The sequence below is a fragment of the Corynebacterium endometrii genome (genome assembly GCF_004795735.1).
Taxonomy (GTDB): Bacteria; Actinomycetota; Actinomycetes; order Mycobacteriales; family Mycobacteriaceae; genus Corynebacterium; species Corynebacterium endometrii.
Genome location: NZ_CP039247.1, coordinates 64,687 through 86,943, shown reverse-complemented (window position 1 = coordinate 86,943; position 22,257 = coordinate 64,687). Strand labels below are relative to the sequence as shown.

The following is a 22,257-nucleotide window of genomic DNA, read 5'->3' as shown; positions in this document are numbered from 1 at the left end:
CCTAGGCACCGTTTGAAACGAAACTTGTCATTTATCGCCGGCTCGCATCAAGCCACCGCCCCTCCCCACCGGCTACACAGCATACTCCACAACCACCGCCGCATGATCGCTCATGCGCGTGGCTACGCCGTCCACGTCCCACTCAGAATCCACGCGGTAACTGCGCGCCGCCCGCGCCAACCCCGGCGAGGCCAGGTGGTAGTCGATGCGCCAGCCGACGTCCTTGCTATAGGCTTGCCCCGCCCACGACCACCAGGAGTTCGGCCCCGGCTTATCGCCATGCAACCGGCGGACCACGTCCACCAGCGTGCGCGGACTGACCTGCTCCCCGAACCACTCCCGTTCTTCCGGCAGGAAGCCATCCGTCTTCCCGTTGGACCGCCAGTTCGTCACATCAAAGTTCTGGTGCGCGACGTTTAAGTCGCCCATGAGCAGGAACTCATTGCCCTTTGACTTCGCCGCCTTCCGCGTCCGAGCCAACTGCCGCGCAAACGACGCCAAGAACTTCTGTTTGCGTTCATACTTCGCCCCGCCGTCCGGCTTGTCGCGCATGCGCCCGGGAATCTGCAGCTCCGCCGGCAGCCCGCCCTTGGGCAGGTACAGGTTCGCCAACGTCAACCCCGGCAGATCAATTTCGATGTAGCGACCTTCATTGACGAACGGCGCCAGGCCCCGGGCGAGCGCAACTTTCTCCGCGGCCGCCCCGCCGGCCGCTACTTCTGCCACCTGGCATTCCCACGCATCCACATCCGGATGCTTCCGCCACACCGGCGCACTCCACATCCGAGTCCTCTACCTGCTCACCACGCCCAAGACCATCGGCCGCTCTAATGAGCGCTCCTTCTGGCGCGGCCGCCCCTCCACGTAGCCGACATCCGCCTGCACACGCATAAGGAACTGTTCGGCCACTAAGTCCACCATCGCACGGGAAATCCCCGGCGCATCAACTCGAATCAAGTCGATACACCGGGGATTCACCCCAAACCACCAAATAAAGCGCTAAAGCGCACTAGAAGAACCTACGCCTTCCCCTTCGCCAACGCTTCCGCGGCGGAGTCACCGGCGGCAGTAGCCTCAGCTGCCTGCTCTTCCGGGGTTCCGTAGACGCGGTCGGCGTCTTCCTTGCGGTAGCCAAAGAAGTAGGTGATGAGCGCACCGGCGACCACGGCGATTGCCCAGCCGCCCAGGTACCACAGCCACTGGCCAGCGGTAATCACTGGAATCATCAGCAGGCCGGACAGGCCGAACGTGCCCGCGCCGAATAGACCAGCTTGCTGCATGCCCCACGCGATGAAGGCGCCGCCAAAGCCACCACCGATACATGCGGTGATGAATGGGCGGAACATTGGCAGGGACACACCGTAAATCAAAGGCTCACCAATACCCAGCACGCCGATTGGGAATGCGGACTTAATCGCGGTCTTCAGCTTTGGATTATCGGTGCGCAGGAACACGGCGATTGCCATGCCGACCTGGGCGGCGCCGCCCATGGCCAGGATTGGCAGCAGTTCGGTAAAACCGTGGTCGGAAATCAGCTGCGCGTGAATTGGGGTCAGGCCCTGGTGGATGCCCAGCATCACCATTGGGAGGAAGAATGTCGCCATGATGAAGCCTCCGATGACGCCGCCGGTCTGCAGGGCGAAGTCGACCAGCAGCCAGGTCAGGCCCTTCATCAGCAGGGACGAAATCGGCATGATGATAAACAGGCAGAATGCTGCGCCAATCGCTAGGGTCACGACTGGAACAATGAACAGGTCCAGCGCTGCTGGCGTGACCTTGCGGACGCGCTTTTCGATGACGGTGAAGAACCATGCGGTAATGAGCACACCGATGATGCCGCCCAGGCCGGGCGCCAGGTCGCCGAAGATTGGAATGGACACCGGCTGCGCGTCGACGCCGTCAGCGGCAGGGATTCCGGCCAGCGCGGTCATGTATGGCAGGCCACCGGCGATAAAGCCCAGCACTGGGGTGCCGCCGAATTCCTTGGCAGTGTTGTGGCCGACGATAAAGTGCAGCGCACCAATGAAGATGCCACCAATGCCGGCCAGCACGCCGAACCATGGGTGCGTGGCAATGTCAGGATTCACCATCTTCAGCAGGTTGGCGATCGCCAGGATGATGCCGCAAGAGATAAAGCCCGGAATGACCGGCACAAAGATGTTGCCGACGTGCTGGAACATGCGCTGGATCTTGGTCGTCTGCTTCGATTTGACGTTCTTGCGAGTATCCGCAGCAATATCCCGCGACTCAACAGCAGCACCAGCCCCGCCAGCAGCACCCCCACCATCATTGCCATGAATCTTTTCGTATTCCTGGCGCAGGCGCTCTGCGTGCCCCACGCCCACAACGACTTGGAGCTGTTCACCTTCGACAACACCCATGACACCATCAAGCTGTTTGATGGCTTCGGCATCCGCTAGCGACGGATCTTTCAGATTGAGACGCAGGCGGGTCATACAGTTAGTGAATGAATCCACATTATTGGATCCACCCACTAGGGACTGAATCTCTTGCCCTAGTTCTGCGTAGTTCATGACGGTTCCTTACCTTCGTTACTTATCCGTGGGTTCGATGGCCGTACGGACAAAGCCGCCGGTTTCTTCTAGTCGTTTACGGGCACTGTCCGCGTCCATATCGCCAAGAATCATGACTATGGCGGTTTTCGCGTGGTAATCAGATGCTTCCAGTGCTTTTTCAGCCGGTTGGCGTTCCACACCGGTTGCCTCCATGACTATGCGTGCTGCACGGTCAATGAGTTTGGAGTTCGTGGGCGCAACATCCACCATGAGGTTCTGGTACACCTTGCCTAGGCGCACCATCGTGGCAGTAGACAGCATGTTGAGGACCAGCTTTTGACTAGTTCCAGCCTTCAGACGGCTGGAACCAGTAAGCACTTCTGGTCCCGCTACCACTTCGATGGCGAGATCCGCCTCAGCGCCAATCTTTGAGCCTTCATTGCAGGCGACGGCGATGGTTGCAGCCCGAACCCGCTTAGCGTATTTCAATCCACCAATTACGTACGGCGTACGGCCGGACGCGGCGATTCCCACCACCACGTCTTTTTCGCTGAGTTCTATTTCAGCTAAGTCTTTTTCACCTAGTTCCGCGGAATCCTCGGCGCCCTCTACGGCTTTGAACATCGCTCCGTGGCCGCCAGCTAGCAGGCCTACAACCATGGATGGGTCCGTGCGAAATGTCGGTGGGCATTCGGCGGCGTCCAGCACGCCTAATCTGCCCGAGGTTCCCGCTCCCATATAAATCAGCCGGCCCCCCTGTTCTAGCTTGCCCACAATAACGTCCACCGCTTGCGCGATAACGGGAAGGACTTTTTCAATTGCTTCCGGCACTTCATGGTCCGCCCTGTTCATAAGGGTGACGATGCCAAGCGCATCAAGTTCATCGAGATTGCGTGATGCTGGATTTCTCTGCTCAGTTGTTCCTACGGTGATGGTTTGGCCGTTCATGGAAACTCCTATCAACTAGATAGCCCTCATGAAAGAAATTACCAAACCCTATATAGTTCCGTAAGGGATTTTCAGATTTCAGTTTCAGAAGCACTCCGCTTTTGGCATAATCATCACCGTGAGCCCGAACAATTCAGATCTTCTATCGCGCCTCCACGAACAGCTAAGCTCCATGCCTAAATCTGAGGCGCGTGTTGCGAAAGCGGTTATCAGCGATCCGCTATGGGCAGCCCATGCAACTTCAGTTGAATTGGCCCAAAAAGCCCAATCGTCAACTGCAACGATTACCCGACTGTCCAAGTCCTTGGGCTTTTCAAACTTTGCGAGTTTCAAGCGCGGACTCATTAAGGCAACCTCAGTGCGCGAAGCGGATATGCGCGCCACTGGACTAACATCAGGCATAGCCACAGGTGGCATTACGGAGGAAGACACACTAGCTGACCTGGCTGGAAAAATTGCCTTCCATGAAGCCCGCTCTATTGAGCAAACCGCCCGGAGTCTTGACCTTGAAGCCTTGGATACTGTTGCCCAAGCGATAGCCAAGCATCGCCGACTCGTGCTCATGGGCGTGGGTGCTAGTGGGCTTGTGGCCAACGATTTAGTACAGAAATTGCAGCGCATTGGCGTGGACTGCATTTACAATCCGGACACCCACATGCAGCTAGTCAATGCAGCAATGGCATATCCAAAAACCGCTGTGATTGGCCTATCGTTTAGTGGTCACACACAGGAAGTCATCGAGGGCTTACGCTTGGCCAAAACTAACGGTGCAGTCTCCGTGGCCATAACCGGCAGTGGCGACTCCCCCGCTGCCGCCTCTGCCGACATCACCCTCAAAATCCACGCCCACGAAGTGGAGTTACGAGCCGCAGCCCTTGCAAGCCGCATGGCTCAGTTCGTCATTGCGGACATCATCTTTGCCAGAGTAGCCCAGCTGATGTTTACCGACCTGAGCGAGGCACTTGAAAAGACCCGCGCGGCGACGGATCCACACAAGCTCTAGGCACCTTGAGAGCTGAAGTGACTTCTCTCTAAAAAGAATATTCCGCGCCAAACTCGTCCGGCTCCGGAAGTCTATTCACACTGTCACCAATCTGAATCCCCTGACCATCTTCGTATCCCGCAATACGCACGGTTTCCTTTGTACTGCCATCTGAAACAATAGCTGAAGCGTCCTGGGTTTAGTTCCGCTTCTTTTACGGCCCTGTGTTGATGGGCTCGGTTTCTATTTCCTGTGGGGTGGCGTAGTCCAATGCTTGATGAATTCGCTTAGTGTTCCACCAATGCACCCACCGCAAGGTCGCCAATTCAACTTCTCCGACCGACGTCCACGGGCCCTGGGCATGAATCAGTTCCGCCTTGTAGAGACCGTTGACTGTTTCGGCTAGTGCATTGTCGTAACAATCGCCGACTGTTCCCACACTCGGGCGGATTTTTGACTCAGCTAGCGCAGTGGAATACTTCAGTGACACATACTGGCTGTCCCGATCGCTGTGGTGAATTAGCTGGTTTCCATGGATTCGTCCTGCAGTCGTTAACGCATGCTCCAAAGCCTCCATCGACAGCGCGTCGGTGCGCATCGTCGAGCGTGTAGCGACACCAACAATTTTTCGGCTAAATACATCCACGACAAACGCGGTATAGGCGAATCCTGACAGGGTGCGAACGTAGGTAATGTCGGCAACCCAAAGCCTGCCTGGTGCCTGCGCACGGAAGTTTCGGCGCACAAGGTCCCCGGCGATGATCCGGTGTCTTCGGGCTGATCGTTGTTAGTGGTGTTCGCCCACGTCTGCGGCCAGAAACGCCAGCGAGTTTCATCAGACGTGCGGTCTTGTCGCGGCCGATATGAAAGCCTTCATGGTTCATCGCGTGCCACATTGTGCGGATGCCGTAGACCGAGAAATTCTGCGCATGCACACGCTGTATCTCTGGGATGAGCAGGCTATCGCTTAAAGCCCTTGCGCTGGGAACACGTGTGGTGGCTTTGCGGTAGCCGCGTGAAGTAATGAATCCACGATCTGCTTGTTTAAGGACTCGGCAGATGGCCACGGGCCCCAAACTGATCCTTGTACGCGTCGATGTAGGAGATCATTTGGTCGTGGGTCGGTCGAGTTCCGCCGCGAAAAAAGCCGAGGCAGTTTTGAGGATTCCGTTGGCTCGTTTAAACTCGCGGTTTTCCCGCCGCAGACGCCTGAGTTCTTCTTCCATTGTTTCGCCGCCTGAAGCATCAGAATTATCGCGTACTGAAGCGCTGTCACGGTACCAAGCGCGCAACGTATGGTGAGACACGCTAAGAAGCTCACCGACTTCCTCGTAAGCGCGTCGCCGTGAGCACGACTCCAGGCGGACCATTTCGATGATCTGATGGACCGCCTTCTCCTTGAACTCGACGGAATACTTTCTAGGCATAGTTCAATCCTTCCTTAGCTGAGGTAGGAACTAAACCCAGGACGCTTCAATTTTCGGTTGGCAACTAAACGACCTCCACCGAAATTCAAGGTTGCAGAATTAATTGTCGACATTAACAATGTCGTATCTAGCATGGGGCTCATCGTAGAAAACAGCCCAGCGTTGATCGCCGTAAGAAAAGTGCCACCATTCGCTAAATATAGGAGCAAACCCTTGCGCCAGCATAGTGTGCGCTAATAAACGGCGCAGGTCGCGAGCAAGGACTAGGGACGGATCCGCGTCTGCAGCTAAATCTTCTAATTGAAGGAAATGGGCCGCTGGGCCAAACTCATCGAAATCAGCACCCATGGGCAGACCCTTGCCATCGATGGAAAGCGTCAGATCCACCGCTGCTCCCGTAGTGTGAGGTGCGGGAACCTGAGGATTATCCGCGTCTGCCACGTAACTTGCACAGAGATCTGAAGTATAATTCGAATAAATCCGGGTTAGCTCACGCTGCGCATCCACCGTGCGCCACGTATCGAGGATTAGCAAGTGAAAGGGCTCCGGTAATGTCTCTTCCGCAGCACGTAGGCGCTCAATTACCTGCCCGCGCGAATACATCTGTTTTGGCATGCGCGGTGACCGCAACTCTAGATATGCGTGGCGACGCTGCAAGTCGTCGGGAAGGCATAGTAATGAATCCCCACATTCTGCAACAGGCTTGCGCGCCAACAACCCGTCATCCGGCGGTTTAGGCAGCGCAGGCAGATCTGTAGGCACAAGCGGGCGGACCGCATCATAATCGAGGGGCTGCAGCCACGGACTAGGGACCCTCATGATACGTCCGGTTTAATGTCGCCCGTGGAGAAGTTGGTATCCGTCGCAGCAGGATTAACTTTTACTTCTTCCAGTGTGTCCTTGTACTCGCCTAGCAGGTCATATAAGGCCTGATCCTCGGTAATAGTGGCTCTCTTTGAAGAGACGGCGTAGAAAAAGATGCCAAGCGCAAACCACAAAACTAAAATCACGTACTCCGCTGGCCAAATTAGGGACTTCGGCGAGCCCGGAAAGAGAGCAAAGAGGATGACCAGGACCGCGCCCACCGCACCAATGGTTGGCAACAAGCGGGAACCCGCACGCGTTTTCTTCGCCAAGTGAGGGAAAACCTTAAACAATCGAGCCTGAGCGAGAACCACAATGACCCATACCAAACCGAGGTAAATACCGCCGGTATCTAAAAACCACCCTATCGCACCCGGCCCTAGCCATCCGAGCGCCACAGTTATCGCGGACACGCAGAGCAGCGCGTTCTTCGGGGTACCACGCTTGGGATCCAGCTTGGCTAAAGAGCGAGGCAGCAGTTCCACTCGTGCCATTGCCACGATAACGCGAGAAGTAGCCATGTACAGTCCGAGAAAGGAGGTCAGCAAACCAAGAATAGCAATGGCGAATGCGCCCCAACCCAACAATGGGAAGCCAGCCTCGGTAAACGCCGAGATAGTACCTTGATCCATGCCAGCAACTTCCTCCCACGGCAGAATCCATGCAGATGACATCAGAACAATGCAGTAAAAGGAGCCGGCCAACAGGACGGTGAGAACCACTAGGTTTCCTATCTTCTTGGGCGGTAGGTTGGCATCTTCTGCCAGGGTGGCCACTAAACCGAAGCCTGCCATGTAAGTCATTCCCGGCACGATGAAACGGATTATATTAGTGACGGGATTCTGGTCATCTGTGAAGGCCGGCCAGAAGTTATCAACGCTACCCTGAGTGAAGCCGACGACTACAAGGCAAAAGCCGATAAACAGCAATGCCGCGAATAAAAGGACTTGCAATTGTCCGCCCAAGGACACGCCAAAGTAGTTCAACCCTAGGAAAAGCAGCGTCAAAATCACACCGGAAATCAGTACGGGAAGCGTGACCGGCTCACCGGCGATTTCGTAGAGTGGAATTAGATGCATGAACGGCAAAACGCGGTCCATTAAGTTTCCGAATGCGGTGAAGTAGAAGGCAAGGGAAGACACATAGGCGCCAATTATTAGCCAGCCCGCCCAGAATCCCCAGCGCCTGCCCATCAACGTGTAGCCAAAGACTACCTCACCGCCAGCACGCGGGAACAACGACGTCAGCTGGGCGTAAGCCAGAGCCACGAAAGCCGCCAAAATGGACCCCAGAGCCAGGCCGAAGATCATGCCGCCCGCACCGTAATCGGCAAAGAAACTACCGTTGGTGTAAATCCAACCGGAGCCCACGACGCCCGAGACGCCGAGCGCAATCAACGGGAAGTAACCCAAACTCTTATTTAGTTCCTGCTGCGACATAGTTACTCCCTAACGAAGTGAAGATAGGAAAGGGGTTATGAAATTGGTGCGTGGAACCATTAGTCTCGCGGGACGAATTCTTAGTCCAGCACCAAAGATTATCTAATGGTTTATAGATAAATATAGGCATCGGGAAGCAATCTATCTATCTTGATCCGGTTACAATTTAGTCACATTGCAGCCTTGGACTGAGCGTGGGTGAAAGGTCGTGTATATCCAGAATTATCTAGTAAAAATTTCCGGATTTGGAGTTAAAGGTTCTTCTTGGATTGAAAGCTTAGACATCCTTGCCAATTAAAAGGCTATTATTTATTCCACCACCGCCGTACCCTTGGTCGCATTGCTCCACACAATGGGGCGCTGCATTTCGCCCGCGGGGTCAGAGAGCTGGGCCATCGCGGGGGAAGTTGCCGTGGAGACGGCAAGCATACAGACCGCAGACAGGGAAAGGAATTCCTTTTCGCAGGCTCAAAACGCATTCCTAATCTGACATGCGATGAGGAAAGCGAAACTAGCAACTAGAAGGACCGGAGAATCAGAATCCGGAAAAGTCTTATTTTAGGATAAGTGACTTCAAGGCTGCTGGATCTAAGAGGCCCAATCCCTAAGTAGGAGTCCTATCAAAAATAGAACACGTATTCTAAATCGGGGTAACCTATAGCTCAAATGTCCTAGAAAAGTGCAAAAGTCTGTTGCACAATAGTCCTATACGAAAGGAGAAGGCAATGACCGCACCTGTGCTTCATCGCTATTCACCAGAAGAAGCCCGGCGAGAACTTGAACGCCTCGAAAGCCGCGTTGACGGTGACATTTTGGAATTCGAGCGTCGCGCTATCAGTTATGAGCTTTCTCCCAAGGAAATGGGCATTTGGGAGCGTATCGCCGAGCTTCGCTGGCTTCTGAACCGTGACTAATCTCCACGAGAATGAGCTAATTTCGCTCATCGACGAATTCAACCAAGAGTTATCACTGTCAATCAGGGCGTTCACTAACACCTCCCCCACTTTCGCATACACGGAGGTTAGCGATTACGTTTCAATTCGACTTGAGCAAGAAGACAACGCCCCAGGCTTTATTCCACTAAAGGCCGAAGGTCATACCGTTCTTGGTCTTGTTCCCAGTTTCACGTTCACGCACACCGAGATGAGTTCTCACATCTACTCGGTTTCAGCAGGAAAATAAGGGATTCAAAGGACAAAGACATCAAAACTTACTTGGGACGCGTTTCCCTGGTGTCAGATTTTCATTTCCCAACCGGTGGCCACCGCTTTAGGCCATGCCTTAAGGACATTCTTGAAGTCCTTCGAGTGGAATCCAAACCGCAGCTAAAGTCATTCTGGGCGCCCACGAGACACCGCATCTGGATGCGGTCTACATGCCTTTTCGCTTCACTCAGAATAAAGAGGCCAAGCTAAAAGCCGGTAAAATCACACCTTGATTTTGACCCAAGGCAGCGCGTACCTTCGGCCCGATAACCAGCTGGTAAAAGCGTTGCGCCACCTTCCGCTTTCAGCCCAAGGGTCTTCTATTGAGCTCTCATTTGCGTAGACCTTCCGCAGCTGCTGAAACGGCCGCTCTTCCGGCTTAGTTGCAATCGGGTGCTCATCAAATTGCTTCTCGATGTAAAGAAACATAGGTCGGTGAGGAAAGCGGCGGACGCTATCACAGATGGAGCTGCTCCATACCGCCCACGTTTCGTCCGTGACATTTCCCTGAGCCCGAAGATCTATTTCGTCCTCACATAAGAGGAGATAGTCCCAAAGAGCCTTTAGCTCTTCATCACTCACCCCGTCTTTGGTCAAGTCCTGGGTAGTGGTGTATCTGTATTTCGAATCTGGGGTTAGTTTCATGGCGGTGGTTTAGGGGCCGTCTCGGGGATGTGGGGTGAGGGTATTCATGCGGCGTTTTCCTGGTTGTTGTCGCGGTCCTCGTCGATGACCCCAGCGGCGATGATGTCTTTGGTCTGTGTCAGGCTGGCCAGTGACATATAACGCTTCTGTTGGATCCAGTCATCGTGCTGTTCGGCCAAAACCGCCCCAACAAGGCGCACAACAGCGTCTCGGTTTGGGAAGATTCCTACGACATCGCTACGCCGGCGGATCTCCCTATTGAGCCGTTCAGTGGGGTTATTCGACCAGATTTTGCTCCACACCGCTTTCGGCGCAGCGGTAAACGCCAACAGCTCGTCGAGACACTCCTCGAGGTAGCCTGCCACGTTCGGGAACTTGTGCTGGCAGAACTCCACCACATCCCTGGCCTGGATCCACACGCTGGTGGCATCGGGTTGCTGGAAGATCGTGTGAAACATTGCTGATAGGGTCGGCCACTGGGTCTTCGGTACCTTGGCTGATAGGTTCTTCGCGAAGTGGGTGCGGCACCGCTGCCAACTAGCCTGCGGCAGGCAATCACCCACGGCTGCTTGAATACCAAGATGGGCATCACTGGTGACCAGGAATACCCCGGTGAGGCCACGGGCGATGAGGTCGCGGAAGAAACCCGTCCACGACGCGGTAGATTCCGCGGTGGCAACCTGCATGCCAAGCAGTTCGCGGTAGCCGTCAGCGTTGACACCTGTGGCCAGTAGCACGCTGGCTTTGACGACTCGGCCGCCTTCCCGCACTTTCATCGTCAACGCGTCACAGGAGAGGTAGTAATACGGGCCCTGGTCCAATGGTCTGGTACGGAATTGTTCGACCATCGTGTCAAGCTCTTTGGCCATCTCGCTGACCTGTGATTTCGATAGGTTGTTGATACCGAGTGTGGCGACTAGGTCGTTCATCCTGCGGGTGGAGACCCCCTTGAGGTAGCAGGTGGCGATAACTGTGGTCAGGGCGCGTTCGGTGCGGCTGCGGCGCTCTAGCAGCCAGTCGGGGAAAAATGAGCCGGTGCGTAGCTTCGGGATTGCCACATCAATACTGCCGACGCGGGTATCTAGCTGTCGGTGACGGTAACCATTGCGGGTGTTTGTACGATCCGGCGAGACTGTTGCATAATCTGCCCCGCAGACGGTGTCTGCCTGGGCGGAGAGAATCTGGTTGATGAAGTCAGTGAGCATTTGGCGCATCAGGTCTGGGGAGGCTTGAGTCAGTAGCTCTTCGACATACGCGGTCGGATCGATATGATTGGGGTCAGCGGCCATCGCAGGGTACTTCCTTTCGAGGATAGGTAAGAGTTGATTCGAAAGGTACCCGCGATGGTCGCCTCATTGTGCACCGGCACAAGGCCTACCGCGGGCTACAGATACACCACGCTAGCGGACGCAACCCCGTCTTTTTCGCGATCGAGAATATGATCCTCACCCATCATCAGCTGCACTCGGAGCCTAGGCCCGATTCGGTTCAAGATTTCCCAATACCGCTGGATATAAATGTCTTCAAATTCTCGTCGGCGTATGTATAACGAGATTCGGAACCCCCAAAGAGCAGACAAGGCAGTCACAATCAAAGCCCAAAATTCTTTACTCCAGAATTCCAATGCGCTTACCCTTCTTACACAACCCTGGGACTAGTTCTACCGCAAACTTCTCAAGGTGATTTTCGCACACACGCGCCTCAGAATTCGGCGCTTTCCTGCACTTCAAGCCCCTCAATGCTCCTTCAGCGCATTGGGTTTCCTGCCAGGACCGGGACTGCCTTCAATTAGAGTAGATATTCCTTATGCTGCTATGTAATTAAGATTCGCAAACGCGAGTTCCGTCAATGGTGATCATGATTTGGCCAGCGGCAATCAAGGATGCCCTTGTCTGCTGCGCCTATCCCGCCTGAGCAAGGGCATCAGTGCGGTCGAGGTAGAGCAAACAAGGGCGCCGGTTTTATTGAATGGGCGCGCCACGGTGCCGCACCCCTATTGGCTAGATGGTGAACTGGAATACGGAGTAGGTGCCACTGTGTCCCTGGTAGGTGCCCTTGGCAAAGCCCACGCCGCAGGTTCGCATGCGGGAATCGAGCATGTTGCGGTTGTGGCCCGGGGAATTGCGCCACTGATCAAACGCGCGGCTTGGTGATGCGCCAAAGGCGATGTTTTCGCCCACGCCCGGGTATCCGGAATGCTCAAAGCGTTGGGTGCGGTTCATGGTCTGGGCCCACCGGGTGGAATCGGCGTTCAGCTTGGCGCTAGGGGTGCATGGCTTAAGCCCCTTGGAGCGTCGGTACTCATTGATCCGGTTGAGCACCGCCGTCTGGTCGGAGGCGGTGCTTTGCTGGGCACCGGTGTTCGAATTGGCGGCTGCCAGAATTAGCAGCGATGAAAGCGCCGCAACCTGCTGTACCTGGCGGTTAATATCCGCAGCGGCCGCGTTGACGTTGCGGGTGATAGCCTGCTGCGGGTTGGAATTCTGCGCGGTGGCCGGCGCCACGGTCAGCGTCATAGCGGTGGCGGCGGTCATTGTGGCGATAAGCGCGCGGCGAATGCGGGACATTGGGGCTCCTTAGGGGATCCGGAGTTGTACGGGGTTGCCTCAATTATCCCGCTGCCGCAGGTCACGGACGGTGACTATGGGGAGTATCCCCCACGTGGAAATGGAGGACTTTTATGGCCCGTAGACCCACGCCTCATTGATGCACATCATAAGGCGGCCGCGGGAGTCCTGGCCACCCTGCTCACCCGGGCTGCAGTACCCGCCCGGGGTTGCGGTGCCCACCCCCTGCGGCGTTGGGCCATAGACCCAACGCAACTCACCCTGGCCCATGTTGACGCAGGTCAGCCACTTGCCGTCGGCACCGCGGGCGGGCAACAGGGCCTGCGCTGCGGTACACGCCGCCCCATAGCGCGGTGCCGGGCGCGGCGCCGGCTTTGGCTTAGCCGGGCCCGGGATAATACCCGGCAACGGATTCTGGATGAGCCCCTGCTGGATGGCGAAGTAGGCGGCACCGCCAGCGGCGGCCAGGGTCAGAGCAACGGAGCCGATGACAAGGCCGGCGATCTCAGCGTCGGAAGAACCGGCGGGGTCTTGGGTTTCTTCGGTGACGGTCGTGCCCGCGGGCGCAGGGGTCTGGGCCATCGCGGGGGAAGTTACCGTGGAGGCGGCAAGCATGCAGGCCGCGGATAGGGAAAGGAATTTCTTTTTCATGCGCCCAGTATGCACTGCGAACCAGACACGCGCTGGGCAAAAGCGAAAATACGGGCTAGAGATAATCGTCTATAGGTAGCCGCGCGGCGGCAGGCGCGTGCGGCTTGCGCCGGGTCCGCTCCCCCGCCCCGGCATTGCTGGGTGCGGAAACCGCCTGTGGCTTGTTGAATAAAACTCCCGTTATACTCCCGCGGAAAAGCCGCGGTGTGGGAAAGTTATCCCAAGCCATAGGAGCCACGCACAGCTTAGGAGGCCCGCACCATGAGCACCCCCGCCAACGCCGCACCCGCCAACCAGCCCGTAGGCAACGCAGCCCAGCCCGGCAAGGGAAGGACGGGCGGCGGCAACTTTGCCTGGGCCGCCACACTGTTTGGCACCGCGGTGGGCGCGGGCATTTTGTTCCTCCCGCTGCAGGCCGGGGCGTTTGGCTTTTGGCCGCTGCTGATTTCTACTCTGCTCATCGGCCCCATTACTTACCTGTCCCACCTGGCGTACGTGCGGGTCATCACACATGCGCCATCGAGGTCCTCAGACCTGCTGGCCGCGCTGTCTAGCTACTTTGGCCGGGGCACCGGCGCGTTCCTCGCCGTGGCGTACCTGGTGATGCTCTTTCCGGTGCTGCTTGTCTACGCGGTGTCCATCACCAATACCGTGGGCAGCTTTATCGTCAATCAGTTGGGCGGGCCTGAACTCCCGCGCTGGGCGCTGGCCGCCCTGTGCATCGGACTGCCCACCCTGGCCTTGGCGCTGGGTGAGAAGGCCATGCTCGCGGCCGCGCAGGTCACGGTGGTTCCGCTGCTCATCACGCTTGCGGCGTTTTCCCTCTACCTCATTCCGCAGTGGGATTTCTCCGCGTTCATGGAGGTCAAACCGGAATCCGGTTTCGTGGGCTCCCTGATTCTGATCCTTCCGGTTTTGGTCTTTTCCTTTACCTTCATCGGTTCCGCCAGCCAGTTCGCCGCGTCCATGCAGGCCAATTACGGACGCGGGTCCACCGAGGCGGAGGGCAAGCAGCGCTCCATCATCATGCTGACCACCGCGCTGCTGACCATCTTCACCATGTTGTTCGTGTGGTCCTGCGCGCTGGCCCTGGGCGCGGACGGGATGCGGGCCGCGGCCGAGGCCAACCTGCCCATCCTGTCCTACTTCGCCAACATCACCGATACGCCGCTGCTTGCCATCGCCAGCCCAATCATCGCCATCTGCGCGATTTTCTCCAGCTACATTGGCGTGGCCCTCGGCGCCCGTGAGGGCCTTCAGCACATGTTCGCCCTCGCCGCGGGCCGCGCCGAAAACTCCACCGGCGGCGCCACGCCGGTGCTCAAGCACGCCGTGGCCTACCTGGTCATCTTCCTCATCGCCTGGCCCGTGGCCATCTGGGAGCCGGCGATTATTGACATGATCTCCGTGGCCGGCGGATTACTGATCACCCTGTTCCAGTTCATCCTGCCGATGGTCACCATCTACGCCGTCGCGCGCCTGGCGCCGCTGCGCCAGTGGACAAACGCCATTGTCATTGCCTTCGGGCTTGTCGTTTTGGGCACCACCGTGGTGGGCTTCTTCTAGGGGCTTTACGCGCCTTCCTTGAAGGAGCCATCGGCGGTGATGACCGGCAGCACGGACCAGGCGAAGTTAATCCACTGGTCCGTCTTCTTCCAGGAAAAGTCCGGCTCAAAGATGGTGGATGGCTTGGTGTAAATCACGGCGGACTTAACCTCTGCCGCGGTCTCCTTTAACAGGTTGACCACCAAATCCAGGGTCTTGCCGGAATCAGCCACGTCATCGACCACCAGGACCTTCTTGCCCTCCAGGGAGGCCACGTCCAGCTGCGGGTTCAAGATGATCGGTTCGGGGAGCGTCGCGCCAATGTCCGTGTAGAACTCCACATTGATGGCGCCCATTTCCTTAACCCCGATGGCGTAACCAATGGCACCGGCCGGGATGAGGCCGCCGCGCGCCACGCCCACGATGAGGTCCGGGAACCAGCCGGAGTCCACCACGGCTTGGGATAGGTAGCGGGAGGCCTCGCCAAAGGTTTCCCACGTCAAGTTTTCACGGTCAGGATGGATCCAATCGGGCTGGCTCATGCCGCTCCCCTACATGCTCGTGCGCGGATATTTCACCAAGTCTAACCCCGCTGCCCCGCCCCGGGTAAATCAAAGCCGGGAGGCCGCGGGCGGCCGCATGCTACGCGGGAAAATGCAGATGAATGGCCGCTGGAGCTGGGTTGCCTCTCCGTAGTACCGCCACGTTTCTGCGGGAGACTAATGGGGCTTTGATGGCATTACTAGGCCGAGCCTGAGGCAGAAAGACGGGAACCCCACCGCCGCTCGTCACTCTCTAGCTCGGGGGAACTAGAGGGACTCCGCCGAACCTCGGGGGGGTTGAGTTCGTGGGCAGTGGGGGTTCCACGCGTCCTAATGTAGCAAGGCCCTCCAAGCCTCGACAAGGGCTAGGGGCCATCATTTTTATGATCCCGGCGCTGACTAGGCTATAAACCGTCGGTGATTTGTCCGGGCTTCCCACAAATGGAAATGGGAATAGCGCGTTTCCGCAGCTTATCGTCCTATAAGGCGCCGCCGGCCCCCGTTATTGAAAGCCGGTGCGCGGGCCCGCCGGAAAGAGATTAAGGATGGACACCCGGCGATATTTACCCCAATTCGGGGGAGTTATGGCGCGTTGGTGCCGCGGCGCGGGCGCCGGGCTAGCTCGGGCAGCGTACTTGAGGCCCTAGACCTCGGCCTCTGCCTCCGGACGGCTGGGCCGGGAGAGCTTGACGAAGGCTAGCAGGACGCCGCCCACCGCCAGGGCCAGGCCGCCGATACCGGCGAGCACGCCGCCCCAGAAGTTCACCATGGAACTCGAGGCCGCGGTGGCCTCCACGTCTACGGATTCCGCGCCCTCATCGCTTGGCCGAATGCCGCCGGCCTGCCCCGGCCGGGGCATTGCCGCGGCGGCGGTGGAGGGCGCCGCGCCCGGGGTGGAGGCGGGGGCGCCGGAGGATAGATTGCCGGCCGCTTGCGAAAGCGCGCCGCGGGATTCGGCCGGGGCCTGGGCTTGCGCCTGGGCCGGCTGGGCGGTGGCTGGGGATTTCGGCTCGCCGCCGGGGTTGGACGGCTTAGGGGCCCGGGTGGACGCCTGGTCCTTGGTGTCTTTGTTGTCCTTGGCGTCCTTCGCGGATGGTTGGGGGCTAGCGGGCGCGGCGGACGGCTTGGTTGGGGTTACGGCCGTTCCGCCAACGACCTTGTCCAACTCGGCGATGGCCTTGTCCAATTTCCCAATTTCGGTGGCGATTCCCGCAATGCCGGTGGACTCGCCGGGCGAACCGGACTCGGTGGCGCACAGTTCATCCGTCGTGGTCTCGTCGCCGACCAGGAACCCCGCGCGGAGATCGTGGGAGCCGTGGCCCGGAATGCTGTAGGTAAACGTCAACCAGTAGGCGCCGGGTTCGGTGAAGATAAAGCCGGTGTGGGCGTGTTTACGGGCGGGCAATTCCCAGGTCAGCGAGGGATTGTCGCTGTCAAAGATGGTTGTCATCCCCTGGCCAAGGCCGCCGGGCTGCCAGGCCACTACCCTGCCCGGGCCTGAGGACTCCATGGTCAGGCTGGCGAGCCGGCCGGAGAGAAGGCTGGGATCTAGCTCGGTGGTGGAAAAGCCAACCCAGGGCACGGAGTAGTCCTGGATTTGGGGCAGCACCCAGCCGCTGGTGGGCAGATCGCCGCTGGCGGTTATGGACCGCTGCAGGGAATCGGCGACCCTGAATACGGCATCGCCGGAATCGAGCGTGCGCTTGGAACCGGTTGAATCGTCAATGACGCCGGTGCGCACGCTGGCCGCGTCACCCATGACGGCTAGGTCCTGATGGCCCGCGGAGATGGGGATCACGGCGCTACAGGTTGCCCCGGCGACGGGGGCCATAGCCATAGGGGCGATTGGGGCAAAGGCAAGCGCCACGGTCAGTGCGGAGATGGTACGGAGTTTCATGCGGATATCCTTTGGCGTTGGAGGCGGGGCGCGGCGACCCACGCGATGAGGAAGAATGTCGTCAGGGTGAGGACAATGGTGGCCCCGGCGGGCAGGTCGATGGCCCAGGCAAGGTAGATGCCAAGGAAGCTGCCCACCGCGCCGAGGATCGCCGCGGCCAGCATGAGCGTGCGCAGGTCGCGGGTAAACAGGCGGGCGGTTGCCGCCGGGGTGATAAGCAGCGCCAGGACCAATACGTTTCCAATGGTGGCCACGGACATGACAACGGCGGCGGTCACGCACAGGTATAAGACAAGGTCCAGCGCCAGGATGGGCAGGCCCATGGCGCGGGCGGTCTCACGGTCCAGGCACACGGCGGTAAGCTGCGGGCGCAGCGTGGCCAGGGCGATGAGCGTTACGATGCTCACGCTCACCGAGGTTGCAAGGTCGGCCCACGATACGCCCGTAAGCGAACCGAAGAGGAAGCTGGTCAGGGACGCGGTGTAGCCCTCGACGCGGGAGATCATCACCATTCCTAGGGCGAAGGCGGCGGCGAAGAAGATGCCGATGATGGAGTCCTCGCGCACGTGGCGCTTCTGGGAGAACAGGGCGATGAGCACCGCCACTACCGCGCCGGCCACCGCGCCGCCCAGCAGCACGGAGGCCTGCAGCGCGAACGCAATGGCCAGGCCGGGAAAGACCGCGTGGGAGACGGCATCGCCGATAAAGGCCATGCCGCGCAGGACCACGTAGGAGCCCACGGCGCCGCACACGATGGCCGCCAGGACGGAGGCAATCAGCGCGCGCAGGAGGAAGACCAGCTGGGGGTTGGCCAGGTCCATGAGGAATTGAAGGAAGGAAACCTCTAGCATGCCGCCCCCTCGTGGATGCCTATGGCGCGCAGCAGCGGCGAATCGGTGCCAACCCCAAACGCCGTGACCCAGGGCTGGGGATCGGCCAGCAGGTCCGCGGAGGGGCCGTCCGCGACTATGGCGCCCTCACGCGCGCCGTTGACTAGAACGAGTCGCGGGCAGGAGTGGACCGCCTCGGAAAGGTTGTGGGTGGACATGATGACCGCCGTGCCCGCGGCGGCCAGGTCGGCGAAAAGCCTCAGCAGGATGTCCGCGTTCGGGGCGTCGAGGCCGGTAAATGGTTCGTCGAGCAGCAATGCGGCAGGTTCCGTCGCCAGGGCCCGGGCGATGAGCACGCGCTGGCGTTGGCCGCCCGATAGTTCGCCGATGGGGCGGTTGCCCAGCTCGGAAAGCCCAACGTAGGTTAGTGCCCGGCCGACCGCCTCGTGATCGCCGCGGTTGGGCCGGCGCAGCCAACCGATAAGCCCCACGCGCCCATTGAGCACGGCGTCGCGGACGCTGATGGGAAAGCCCCACTCAACCTCATGGCGCTGGGGCACATAACCGATGTAACCGTGGGTCTCCACGTTTCCGGTGGACGGGACCAGGCCCAGGACAGCGCGCATGAGCGTGGTCTTGCCCGCGCCATTGGGACCTAAAAGCCCCACGAACTCCCCGGGGTTAACGGTCAGGTTCGCGCCGCTTATGACGCGGCGCCCGGCCAGGGCGACGCCCAGGTTTGCTACGTCGATGACTGCTCTAGTCACGGCCGGACCTCCGGAAGGTGAGAAACAGCACAAGGGCGAGGAGCGCCAGGCCGGCCACGCCGATGCCGATGTACAGCGCGGGGCGGGCACCGGACGCGGGCTCGGCCGAGTCCGCCCCGGCGTCCGCGGGTAGCGAGGCGCCAAACGCGTCATCGGTGGAGGCGGAGTCCCCCACGGCGAAACGGACCGCCTGGCTGGCGGTGACGGTCTCGCCGCCTACGAGTTCGGCGCTCACGGTGAGCTCCACCAGGTGGGTGCCCGGCTGGCTGAAGGTCCAATTCGCGTGGGTGTGGGTGTTGAGGTCAACCCAAAAGTCGCCCTCGCCGGCGCCGGTCGTGGACCACAGAATGGTTGGGGGTTCCAGGCCGCCGTTCTGGAGGAACAGGGCGGCCTCACCGTCGCCGCTATGCCCGGTGACTTCCATGGTGACCCCGCGGTCCACCTGATCCTGCAGGGTGGGCGATTGGGTATTCCATCCCAGCCACGGCACGCCCGGCGCCTCCACCTGCGGGACTACCCAGACGCTGTCACCCGCGCCCGCGCCCACGAATTCGAATTCGTCATTCTCGGGCAGCGCCTGCAGCGCCGAGTCGCCGACCTGGAAGACCACGTCATCGAGCCTGCGCCACACAGGCTGTACCTGGGAATCGTCGCGCGCTAGGAGCTGCGGTCCGTCCTCGGTCAGCACGAAGCCCAAATCAACGTGGCCCTGGTCAATGACGGTGCGCTCCCCCTCCGGGGCGACGCGCTCATCGTCCTTGACCACCTGCGATAGATCGCCCGCCTGTGCGGGAAGCGTTGCGGCCGGGGCAAGGGCAAGCAGCGCGGCGGTCGAGGCGGCGGTAAGAGTTTTGGTGAGTGTATTCATTGCTAGTTCCTATGCTCGTGGCGGATTATGGATGGGATCGGGTCGTGGGGTTTAAGCACCGGGCTAGTTCACGTGCGTTGTGTTCCATGAACCGGACGTAGGTGGGCGCGCGCTCATCGAGCGTGTCGCCGTAGATGGTGCACACCTCAACGCCCAGTTGGGCGGCGGTCTGCGTGAGCGTGCTGGCGCTGGGCACGGCCTGGGGCTCTAGAAACACCGCGGGGACCCGCAGGTTTTCCAGCGTGCGTTGGAGCGTGACCACATCGCGCGGGCTGGGCTCCACCGCCGGGTTGGGCGTGACAAAGCCCGCGCTTTTCATGCCGTAGCCCTGCTCCAGGTACGCATAACCGTGGTGGGTGGTGACCAGCTGCCGGCGCTCGGGCGGGATGCCTTCGATGGTCCTTCTCACGCGCTCGTCCAGCTCGCGAAGCCGCTGTTGATAGGCGCGCGCCCGCTCCCGGTAGCGGTCACCGTTGGTGGGATCCGCTTTGACTAGCTCCTCCGCGATGACGTCAACGTAGGCGATGACATTGGCAACGTTGTGCCACAGGTGCGGGTCTACCTCGCCGTGGATGTGCTTGCCCAGGACGGCCTGCGGCAGCAGGTAAGTCTCATGCCCGGGCACGCCCAGGAAGCGATACGCCGGGTCCGCCGGGATGGGCTGGTAGGTAGTCGATGGCACGGCGATGACGGCCTCGGCGGGGTCTATCACCGTCTCCCCGTCCTCGAGCCGGACCGCGCCGGTGGCCTGGTCCGAGGCTATATCGATGTGGCCGGAGTCAATGACCTGCCGGCCCGGCGGCGGGGCAACCCCCACCGCGATGGTGACCGGCGTGTCCTGGTTCTGGAAGTACAGCGAGTAGATGCCCGGCGCGCTAAAGCCCCATGAGACATGGGTGTGGGCGTTGGCGGGCAGGGACGTGGCGTCTTGGGCGTCCACCCCGTCCGCGCTGTTGAACAGCGGGGTTGGAACGCCGAAGGTGCTCATGACGTACGCGCTGACCTCGCCCGGCCCCTCGACCCGGTTAAGCGCGAAGTCAACGGGCTCGCTGTTAGTCGCGTTGGTCACGCGCAGCCCCAACCACACGGCATCTAAGGCCGCGTTTTCGACCAGCGGAATTAGCTCGGCGCCGACGGTGGAGGCCCGATCGGCCACCTCGATAACGGGGCTCTGGCCCACCTCGCGCATGGTATCGAGCAGGTTGTGCGGCTCAAGGAGCAACCCGTTGGCGAATTGGACCTCGGCATGGGCAACGTCCCGGGTGGTGCGCAGGCTTGACTCGAAGGAGTGCGGATCCCGGCCGTTCGGAATCAGCGCCGTGACAAGCGCGTCTTCCCCCGCGACGTTGCCAACGATGTCAGCCAGAAGCCCCGTTGTGGCCACCACGCGCAGGCGTTCTTCCTCGTTGACGGGCTCCGCGCTCCCACAAGCGCTCAGCGTGGCCGCGGCGATAATACCCGCGAGTCCCGCGCCGAGCGCCCGGATGCCCGCGGCTTTCCTATGGTCGTGGGTACGCATCAACGACGCTCAGTGAGGGAGGCGACCAAGCGGGCGATGCCCAGGCCCAGGACTAGTAGCCCCACGCCGAGTATCGCGATGCCTACCGTCAGCATGGGGTGGCCGGTAGCGGCCACCTGTTGTTGCTGCGGGCTGTGCGCTTCATCCCGCGCCTGCGATTGGTTGGGCGCCTGGGCCTTGGTGGTCTGGTTGCCGCCGCGCGGCTGGCCGGACTTATCCGCCTTCGCGGACTGTGGCGTGGGGCCCGAGCCGGATGGGGTTGCCGAGCCCCGGTCGCGGGCCTGCGGCGAAACGGCCTGGCCCGGGCTATCCTCGCCCGCGCCCTCTTCGCCTTCGGCTTGCGGTTGCGGTGCCGGGGCATCGGCGTCGCCGACGCTCCAGGTGTAGGTGACCGATTCTGAGGCCTGGCCGTTAGAATGCGCGCTCACGGTCATGGTGTAGGTGCCGGGCTGGGAAAAGGCCCAGTTGACGTGGCGGTGGGCCGGATAGGGTTGGTTGATGACTTCCCCGGCTCCAAGGCTCAAGGCGCCGGAATTGGTCACGGGGTAGATGTCCCCAAAGCCGGCGGTTTCAAAGATGTAGACCTCGCCCGGCCCGTCGACGGACTCGAAGTGGAAGTCCACGGACTCAAAGCCCGCGGCGCCGGCGTTTTGGGTGTCCCAGCCCGGCCACACCACGTCCGCGCGCTGGGTCTGGGGCAAAAAGTAGGTTGGTGCGCCGATGCCGGCCACGCCTTCCGTGGTATCCGTCCATGCGGACTGATTGACGCGGAGCACCACGTCACCCCCGGCGTGGATGACGCCGGAGCCCGTGACGTCTTCTTTCAGCTTAAGGTGCAGCTGCCCGTCATCCGCCGTGACATAGAAGGCATCCACGTGCCCCTGATCGAAGACTTGCTGTGCCTGCGCCGGGCTCAGCGCAAGCGTCTGGGTCAGGGTCAGGGTTACAGCCGCACAGATTGTTGCGATGACTGCCAAGATCGCCGCGCGTGGGGACCTTGACCGGGCGAGGGAGACCATGAGGAGTGCTTTCTATGAATCGAGGG

18 protein-coding genes and 1 pseudogene are annotated in these 22,257 nt (G+C 60.0%); 3 read left to right on the top strand and 16 right to left on the bottom strand.

Going from position 1 to position 22,257, the window contains the following annotated elements; genetic code table 11:
* Positions 1 to 72: 72 nt before the first annotated feature.
* From CENDO_RS00380 to murQ, 3 genes are all read right to left on the bottom strand, one after another.
* Positions 73 to 768: an exodeoxyribonuclease III gene (locus CENDO_RS00380; RefSeq protein WP_425456185.1), complete on the bottom strand. Its 696-nt coding sequence runs from the start codon at positions 766 to 768 to the stop codon at positions 73 to 75.
* A gap of 251 nt (positions 769 to 1,019) precedes the next feature.
* Complete coding sequence (locus CENDO_RS00375; RefSeq protein WP_136140275.1) at positions 1,020 to 2,534, bottom strand: PTS transporter subunit EIIC; 1,515 nt, start codon at positions 2,532 to 2,534, stop codon at positions 1,020 to 1,022.
* Positions 2,535 to 2,552: 18 nt separating this feature from the next.
* The gene (murQ, locus tag CENDO_RS00370; protein ID WP_136140274.1) at positions 2,553 to 3,464 is read right to left on the bottom strand and encodes an N-acetylmuramic acid 6-phosphate etherase; all 912 of its coding nucleotides are present in this window, start codon (positions 3,462 to 3,464) and stop codon (positions 2,553 to 2,555) included.
* Between the two features lie 118 nt (positions 3,465 to 3,582).
* Here murQ and CENDO_RS00365 point away from each other — a divergent pair, with 118 nt between their 5' ends.
* The gene (locus CENDO_RS00365; RefSeq protein ID WP_136140273.1) at positions 3,583 to 4,467 is read left to right on the top strand and encodes a MurR/RpiR family transcriptional regulator; all 885 of its coding nucleotides are present in this window, start codon (positions 3,583 to 3,585) and stop codon (positions 4,465 to 4,467) included.
* 193 nt (positions 4,468 to 4,660) lie between these two features.
* Here CENDO_RS00365 and CENDO_RS00360 read toward each other — a convergent pair.
* The 3 genes and pseudogenes from CENDO_RS00360 to CENDO_RS00350 form a co-directional block, all read right to left on the bottom strand.
* Positions 4,661 to 5,873 (bottom strand): annotated as a pseudogene (locus CENDO_RS00360) (IS3 family transposase).
* 99 nt (positions 5,874 to 5,972) lie between these two features.
* Positions 5,973 to 6,488, bottom strand: a complete 516-nt coding sequence (locus CENDO_RS00355; protein ID WP_168707145.1) for a M15 family metallopeptidase — start codon at positions 6,486 to 6,488, stop codon at positions 5,973 to 5,975.
* Positions 6,489 to 6,688: 200 nt separating this feature from the next.
* Complete coding sequence (locus CENDO_RS00350; protein ID WP_136140271.1) at positions 6,689 to 8,176, bottom strand: APC family permease; 1,488 nt, start codon at positions 8,174 to 8,176, stop codon at positions 6,689 to 6,691.
* A gap of 725 nt (positions 8,177 to 8,901) precedes the next feature.
* Between CENDO_RS00350 and CENDO_RS00345 the strand changes: the two genes are divergently transcribed.
* On the top strand, positions 8,902 to 9,090 hold the full coding sequence (locus CENDO_RS00345) for a hypothetical protein (protein WP_136140270.1): 189 nt from the start codon (positions 8,902 to 8,904) through the stop codon (positions 9,088 to 9,090).
* A gap of 980 nt (positions 9,091 to 10,070) precedes the next feature.
* Here the strand turns inward: CENDO_RS00345 and CENDO_RS00340 are convergent.
* The 3 genes from CENDO_RS00340 to CENDO_RS00330 form a co-directional block, all read right to left on the bottom strand.
* Positions 10,071 to 11,315 carry an IS256 family transposase gene (locus CENDO_RS00340; protein ID WP_136140269.1) on the bottom strand — a complete coding sequence of 415 codons (1,245 nt, stop codon included), beginning with the start codon at positions 11,313 to 11,315 and terminating at the stop codon, positions 10,071 to 10,073.
* A gap of 711 nt (positions 11,316 to 12,026) precedes the next feature.
* Complete coding sequence (locus tag CENDO_RS00335) at positions 12,027 to 12,593, bottom strand: CAP domain-containing protein (protein ID WP_136140268.1); 567 nt, start codon at positions 12,591 to 12,593, stop codon at positions 12,027 to 12,029.
* A gap of 111 nt (positions 12,594 to 12,704) precedes the next feature.
* Complete coding sequence (locus CENDO_RS00330; protein ID WP_136140267.1) at positions 12,705 to 13,244, bottom strand: hypothetical protein; 540 nt, start codon at positions 13,242 to 13,244, stop codon at positions 12,705 to 12,707.
* Positions 13,245 to 13,505: 261 nt separating this feature from the next.
* Between CENDO_RS00330 and CENDO_RS00325 the strand changes: the two genes are divergently transcribed.
* Positions 13,506 to 14,810 (top strand): amino acid permease, encoded by a 1,305-nt coding sequence (locus CENDO_RS00325; RefSeq protein WP_136140266.1) that lies wholly within the window; start codon positions 13,506 to 13,508, stop codon positions 14,808 to 14,810.
* A 5-nt stretch (positions 14,811 to 14,815) separates the two neighbouring features.
* On the opposite strand, the gene CENDO_RS00320 is transcribed toward CENDO_RS00325, so the two are convergent.
* From CENDO_RS00320 to CENDO_RS00290, 7 genes are all read right to left on the bottom strand, one after another.
* The gene (locus CENDO_RS00320; protein WP_136140265.1) at positions 14,816 to 15,331 is read right to left on the bottom strand and encodes a phosphoribosyltransferase; all 516 of its coding nucleotides are present in this window, start codon (positions 15,329 to 15,331) and stop codon (positions 14,816 to 14,818) included.
* Positions 15,332 to 15,974: 643 nt separating this feature from the next.
* Entirely contained in the window at positions 15,975 to 17,228 is a 1,254-nt protein-coding gene (locus tag CENDO_RS00315) for a choice-of-anchor M domain-containing protein (protein ID WP_136140264.1), read from the bottom strand.
* Positions 17,225 to 18,079, bottom strand: a complete 855-nt coding sequence (locus tag CENDO_RS00310; protein ID WP_136140263.1) for an anchored repeat-type ABC transporter permease subunit — start codon at positions 18,077 to 18,079, stop codon at positions 17,225 to 17,227. Before CENDO_RS00310 ends, CENDO_RS00315 begins: the two co-directional genes overlap by 4 nt.
* The gene (locus CENDO_RS00305) at positions 18,073 to 18,825 is read right to left on the bottom strand and encodes an anchored repeat-type ABC transporter ATP-binding subunit (protein WP_136140262.1); all 753 of its coding nucleotides are present in this window, start codon (positions 18,823 to 18,825) and stop codon (positions 18,073 to 18,075) included. The genes CENDO_RS00310 and CENDO_RS00305 overlap by 7 nt, the downstream gene beginning before the upstream one ends.
* Positions 18,818 to 19,693, bottom strand: a complete 876-nt coding sequence (locus tag CENDO_RS00300; protein ID WP_136140261.1) for a choice-of-anchor M domain-containing protein — start codon at positions 19,691 to 19,693, stop codon at positions 18,818 to 18,820. Before CENDO_RS00300 ends, CENDO_RS00305 begins: the two co-directional genes overlap by 8 nt.
* A 25-nt stretch (positions 19,694 to 19,718) precedes the next feature.
* Positions 19,719 to 21,212 (bottom strand): anchored repeat ABC transporter, substrate-binding protein, encoded by a 1,494-nt coding sequence (locus tag CENDO_RS00295; RefSeq protein WP_136140260.1) that lies wholly within the window; start codon positions 21,210 to 21,212, stop codon positions 19,719 to 19,721.
* Positions 21,212 to 22,231, bottom strand: a complete 1,020-nt coding sequence (locus tag CENDO_RS00290; RefSeq protein WP_136140259.1) for a choice-of-anchor M domain-containing protein — start codon at positions 22,229 to 22,231, stop codon at positions 21,212 to 21,214. The genes CENDO_RS00295 and CENDO_RS00290 overlap by 1 nt, the downstream gene beginning before the upstream one ends.
* Between the last annotated feature and the right edge of the window lie 26 nt (positions 22,232 to 22,257).

Coding starts and splice junctions, on each gene's coding strand:
- CENDO_RS00375 (WP_136140275.1), bottom strand. CDS start 2,534: ATGAACTACGCAGAACTAGGGCAAGAGATTCAGTCCCTAGTGGGTGGA.
- murQ (WP_136140274.1), bottom strand. CDS start 3,464: ATGAACGGCCAAACCATCACCGTAGGAACAACTGAGCAGAGAAATCCA.
- CENDO_RS00355 (WP_168707145.1), bottom strand. CDS start 6,488: ATGCCAAAACAGATGTATTCGCGCGGGCAGGTAATTGAGCGCCTACGT.
- CENDO_RS00350 (WP_136140271.1), bottom strand. CDS start 8,176: ATGTCGCAGCAGGAACTAAATAAGAGTTTGGGTTACTTCCCGTTGATT.
- CENDO_RS00345 (WP_136140270.1), top strand. CDS start 8,902: ATGACCGCACCTGTGCTTCATCGCTATTCACCAGAAGAAGCCCGGCGA.
- CENDO_RS00340 (WP_136140269.1), bottom strand. CDS start 11,315: ATGGCCGCTGACCCCAATCATATCGATCCGACCGCGTATGTCGAAGAG.
- CENDO_RS00335 (WP_136140268.1), bottom strand. CDS start 12,593: ATGTCCCGCATTCGCCGCGCGCTTATCGCCACAATGACCGCCGCCACC.
- CENDO_RS00330 (WP_136140267.1), bottom strand. CDS start 13,244: ATGAAAAAGAAATTCCTTTCCCTATCCGCGGCCTGCATGCTTGCCGCC.
- CENDO_RS00325 (WP_136140266.1), top strand. CDS start 13,506: ATGAGCACCCCCGCCAACGCCGCACCCGCCAACCAGCCCGTAGGCAAC.
- CENDO_RS00320 (WP_136140265.1), bottom strand. CDS start 15,331: ATGAGCCAGCCCGATTGGATCCATCCTGACCGTGAAAACTTGACGTGG.
- CENDO_RS00315 (WP_136140264.1), bottom strand. CDS start 17,228: ATGAAACTCCGTACCATCTCCGCACTGACCGTGGCGCTTGCCTTTGCC.
- CENDO_RS00310 (WP_136140263.1), bottom strand. CDS start 18,079: ATGCTAGAGGTTTCCTTCCTTCAATTCCTCATGGACCTGGCCAACCCC.
- CENDO_RS00300 (WP_136140261.1), bottom strand. CDS start 19,693: ATGAATACACTCACCAAAACTCTTACCGCCGCCTCGACCGCCGCGCTG.
- CENDO_RS00295 (WP_136140260.1), bottom strand. CDS start 21,212: ATGCGTACCCACGACCATAGGAAAGCCGCGGGCATCCGGGCGCTCGGC.
- CENDO_RS00290 (WP_136140259.1), bottom strand. CDS start 22,231: ATGGTCTCCCTCGCCCGGTCAAGGTCCCCACGCGCGGCGATCTTGGCA.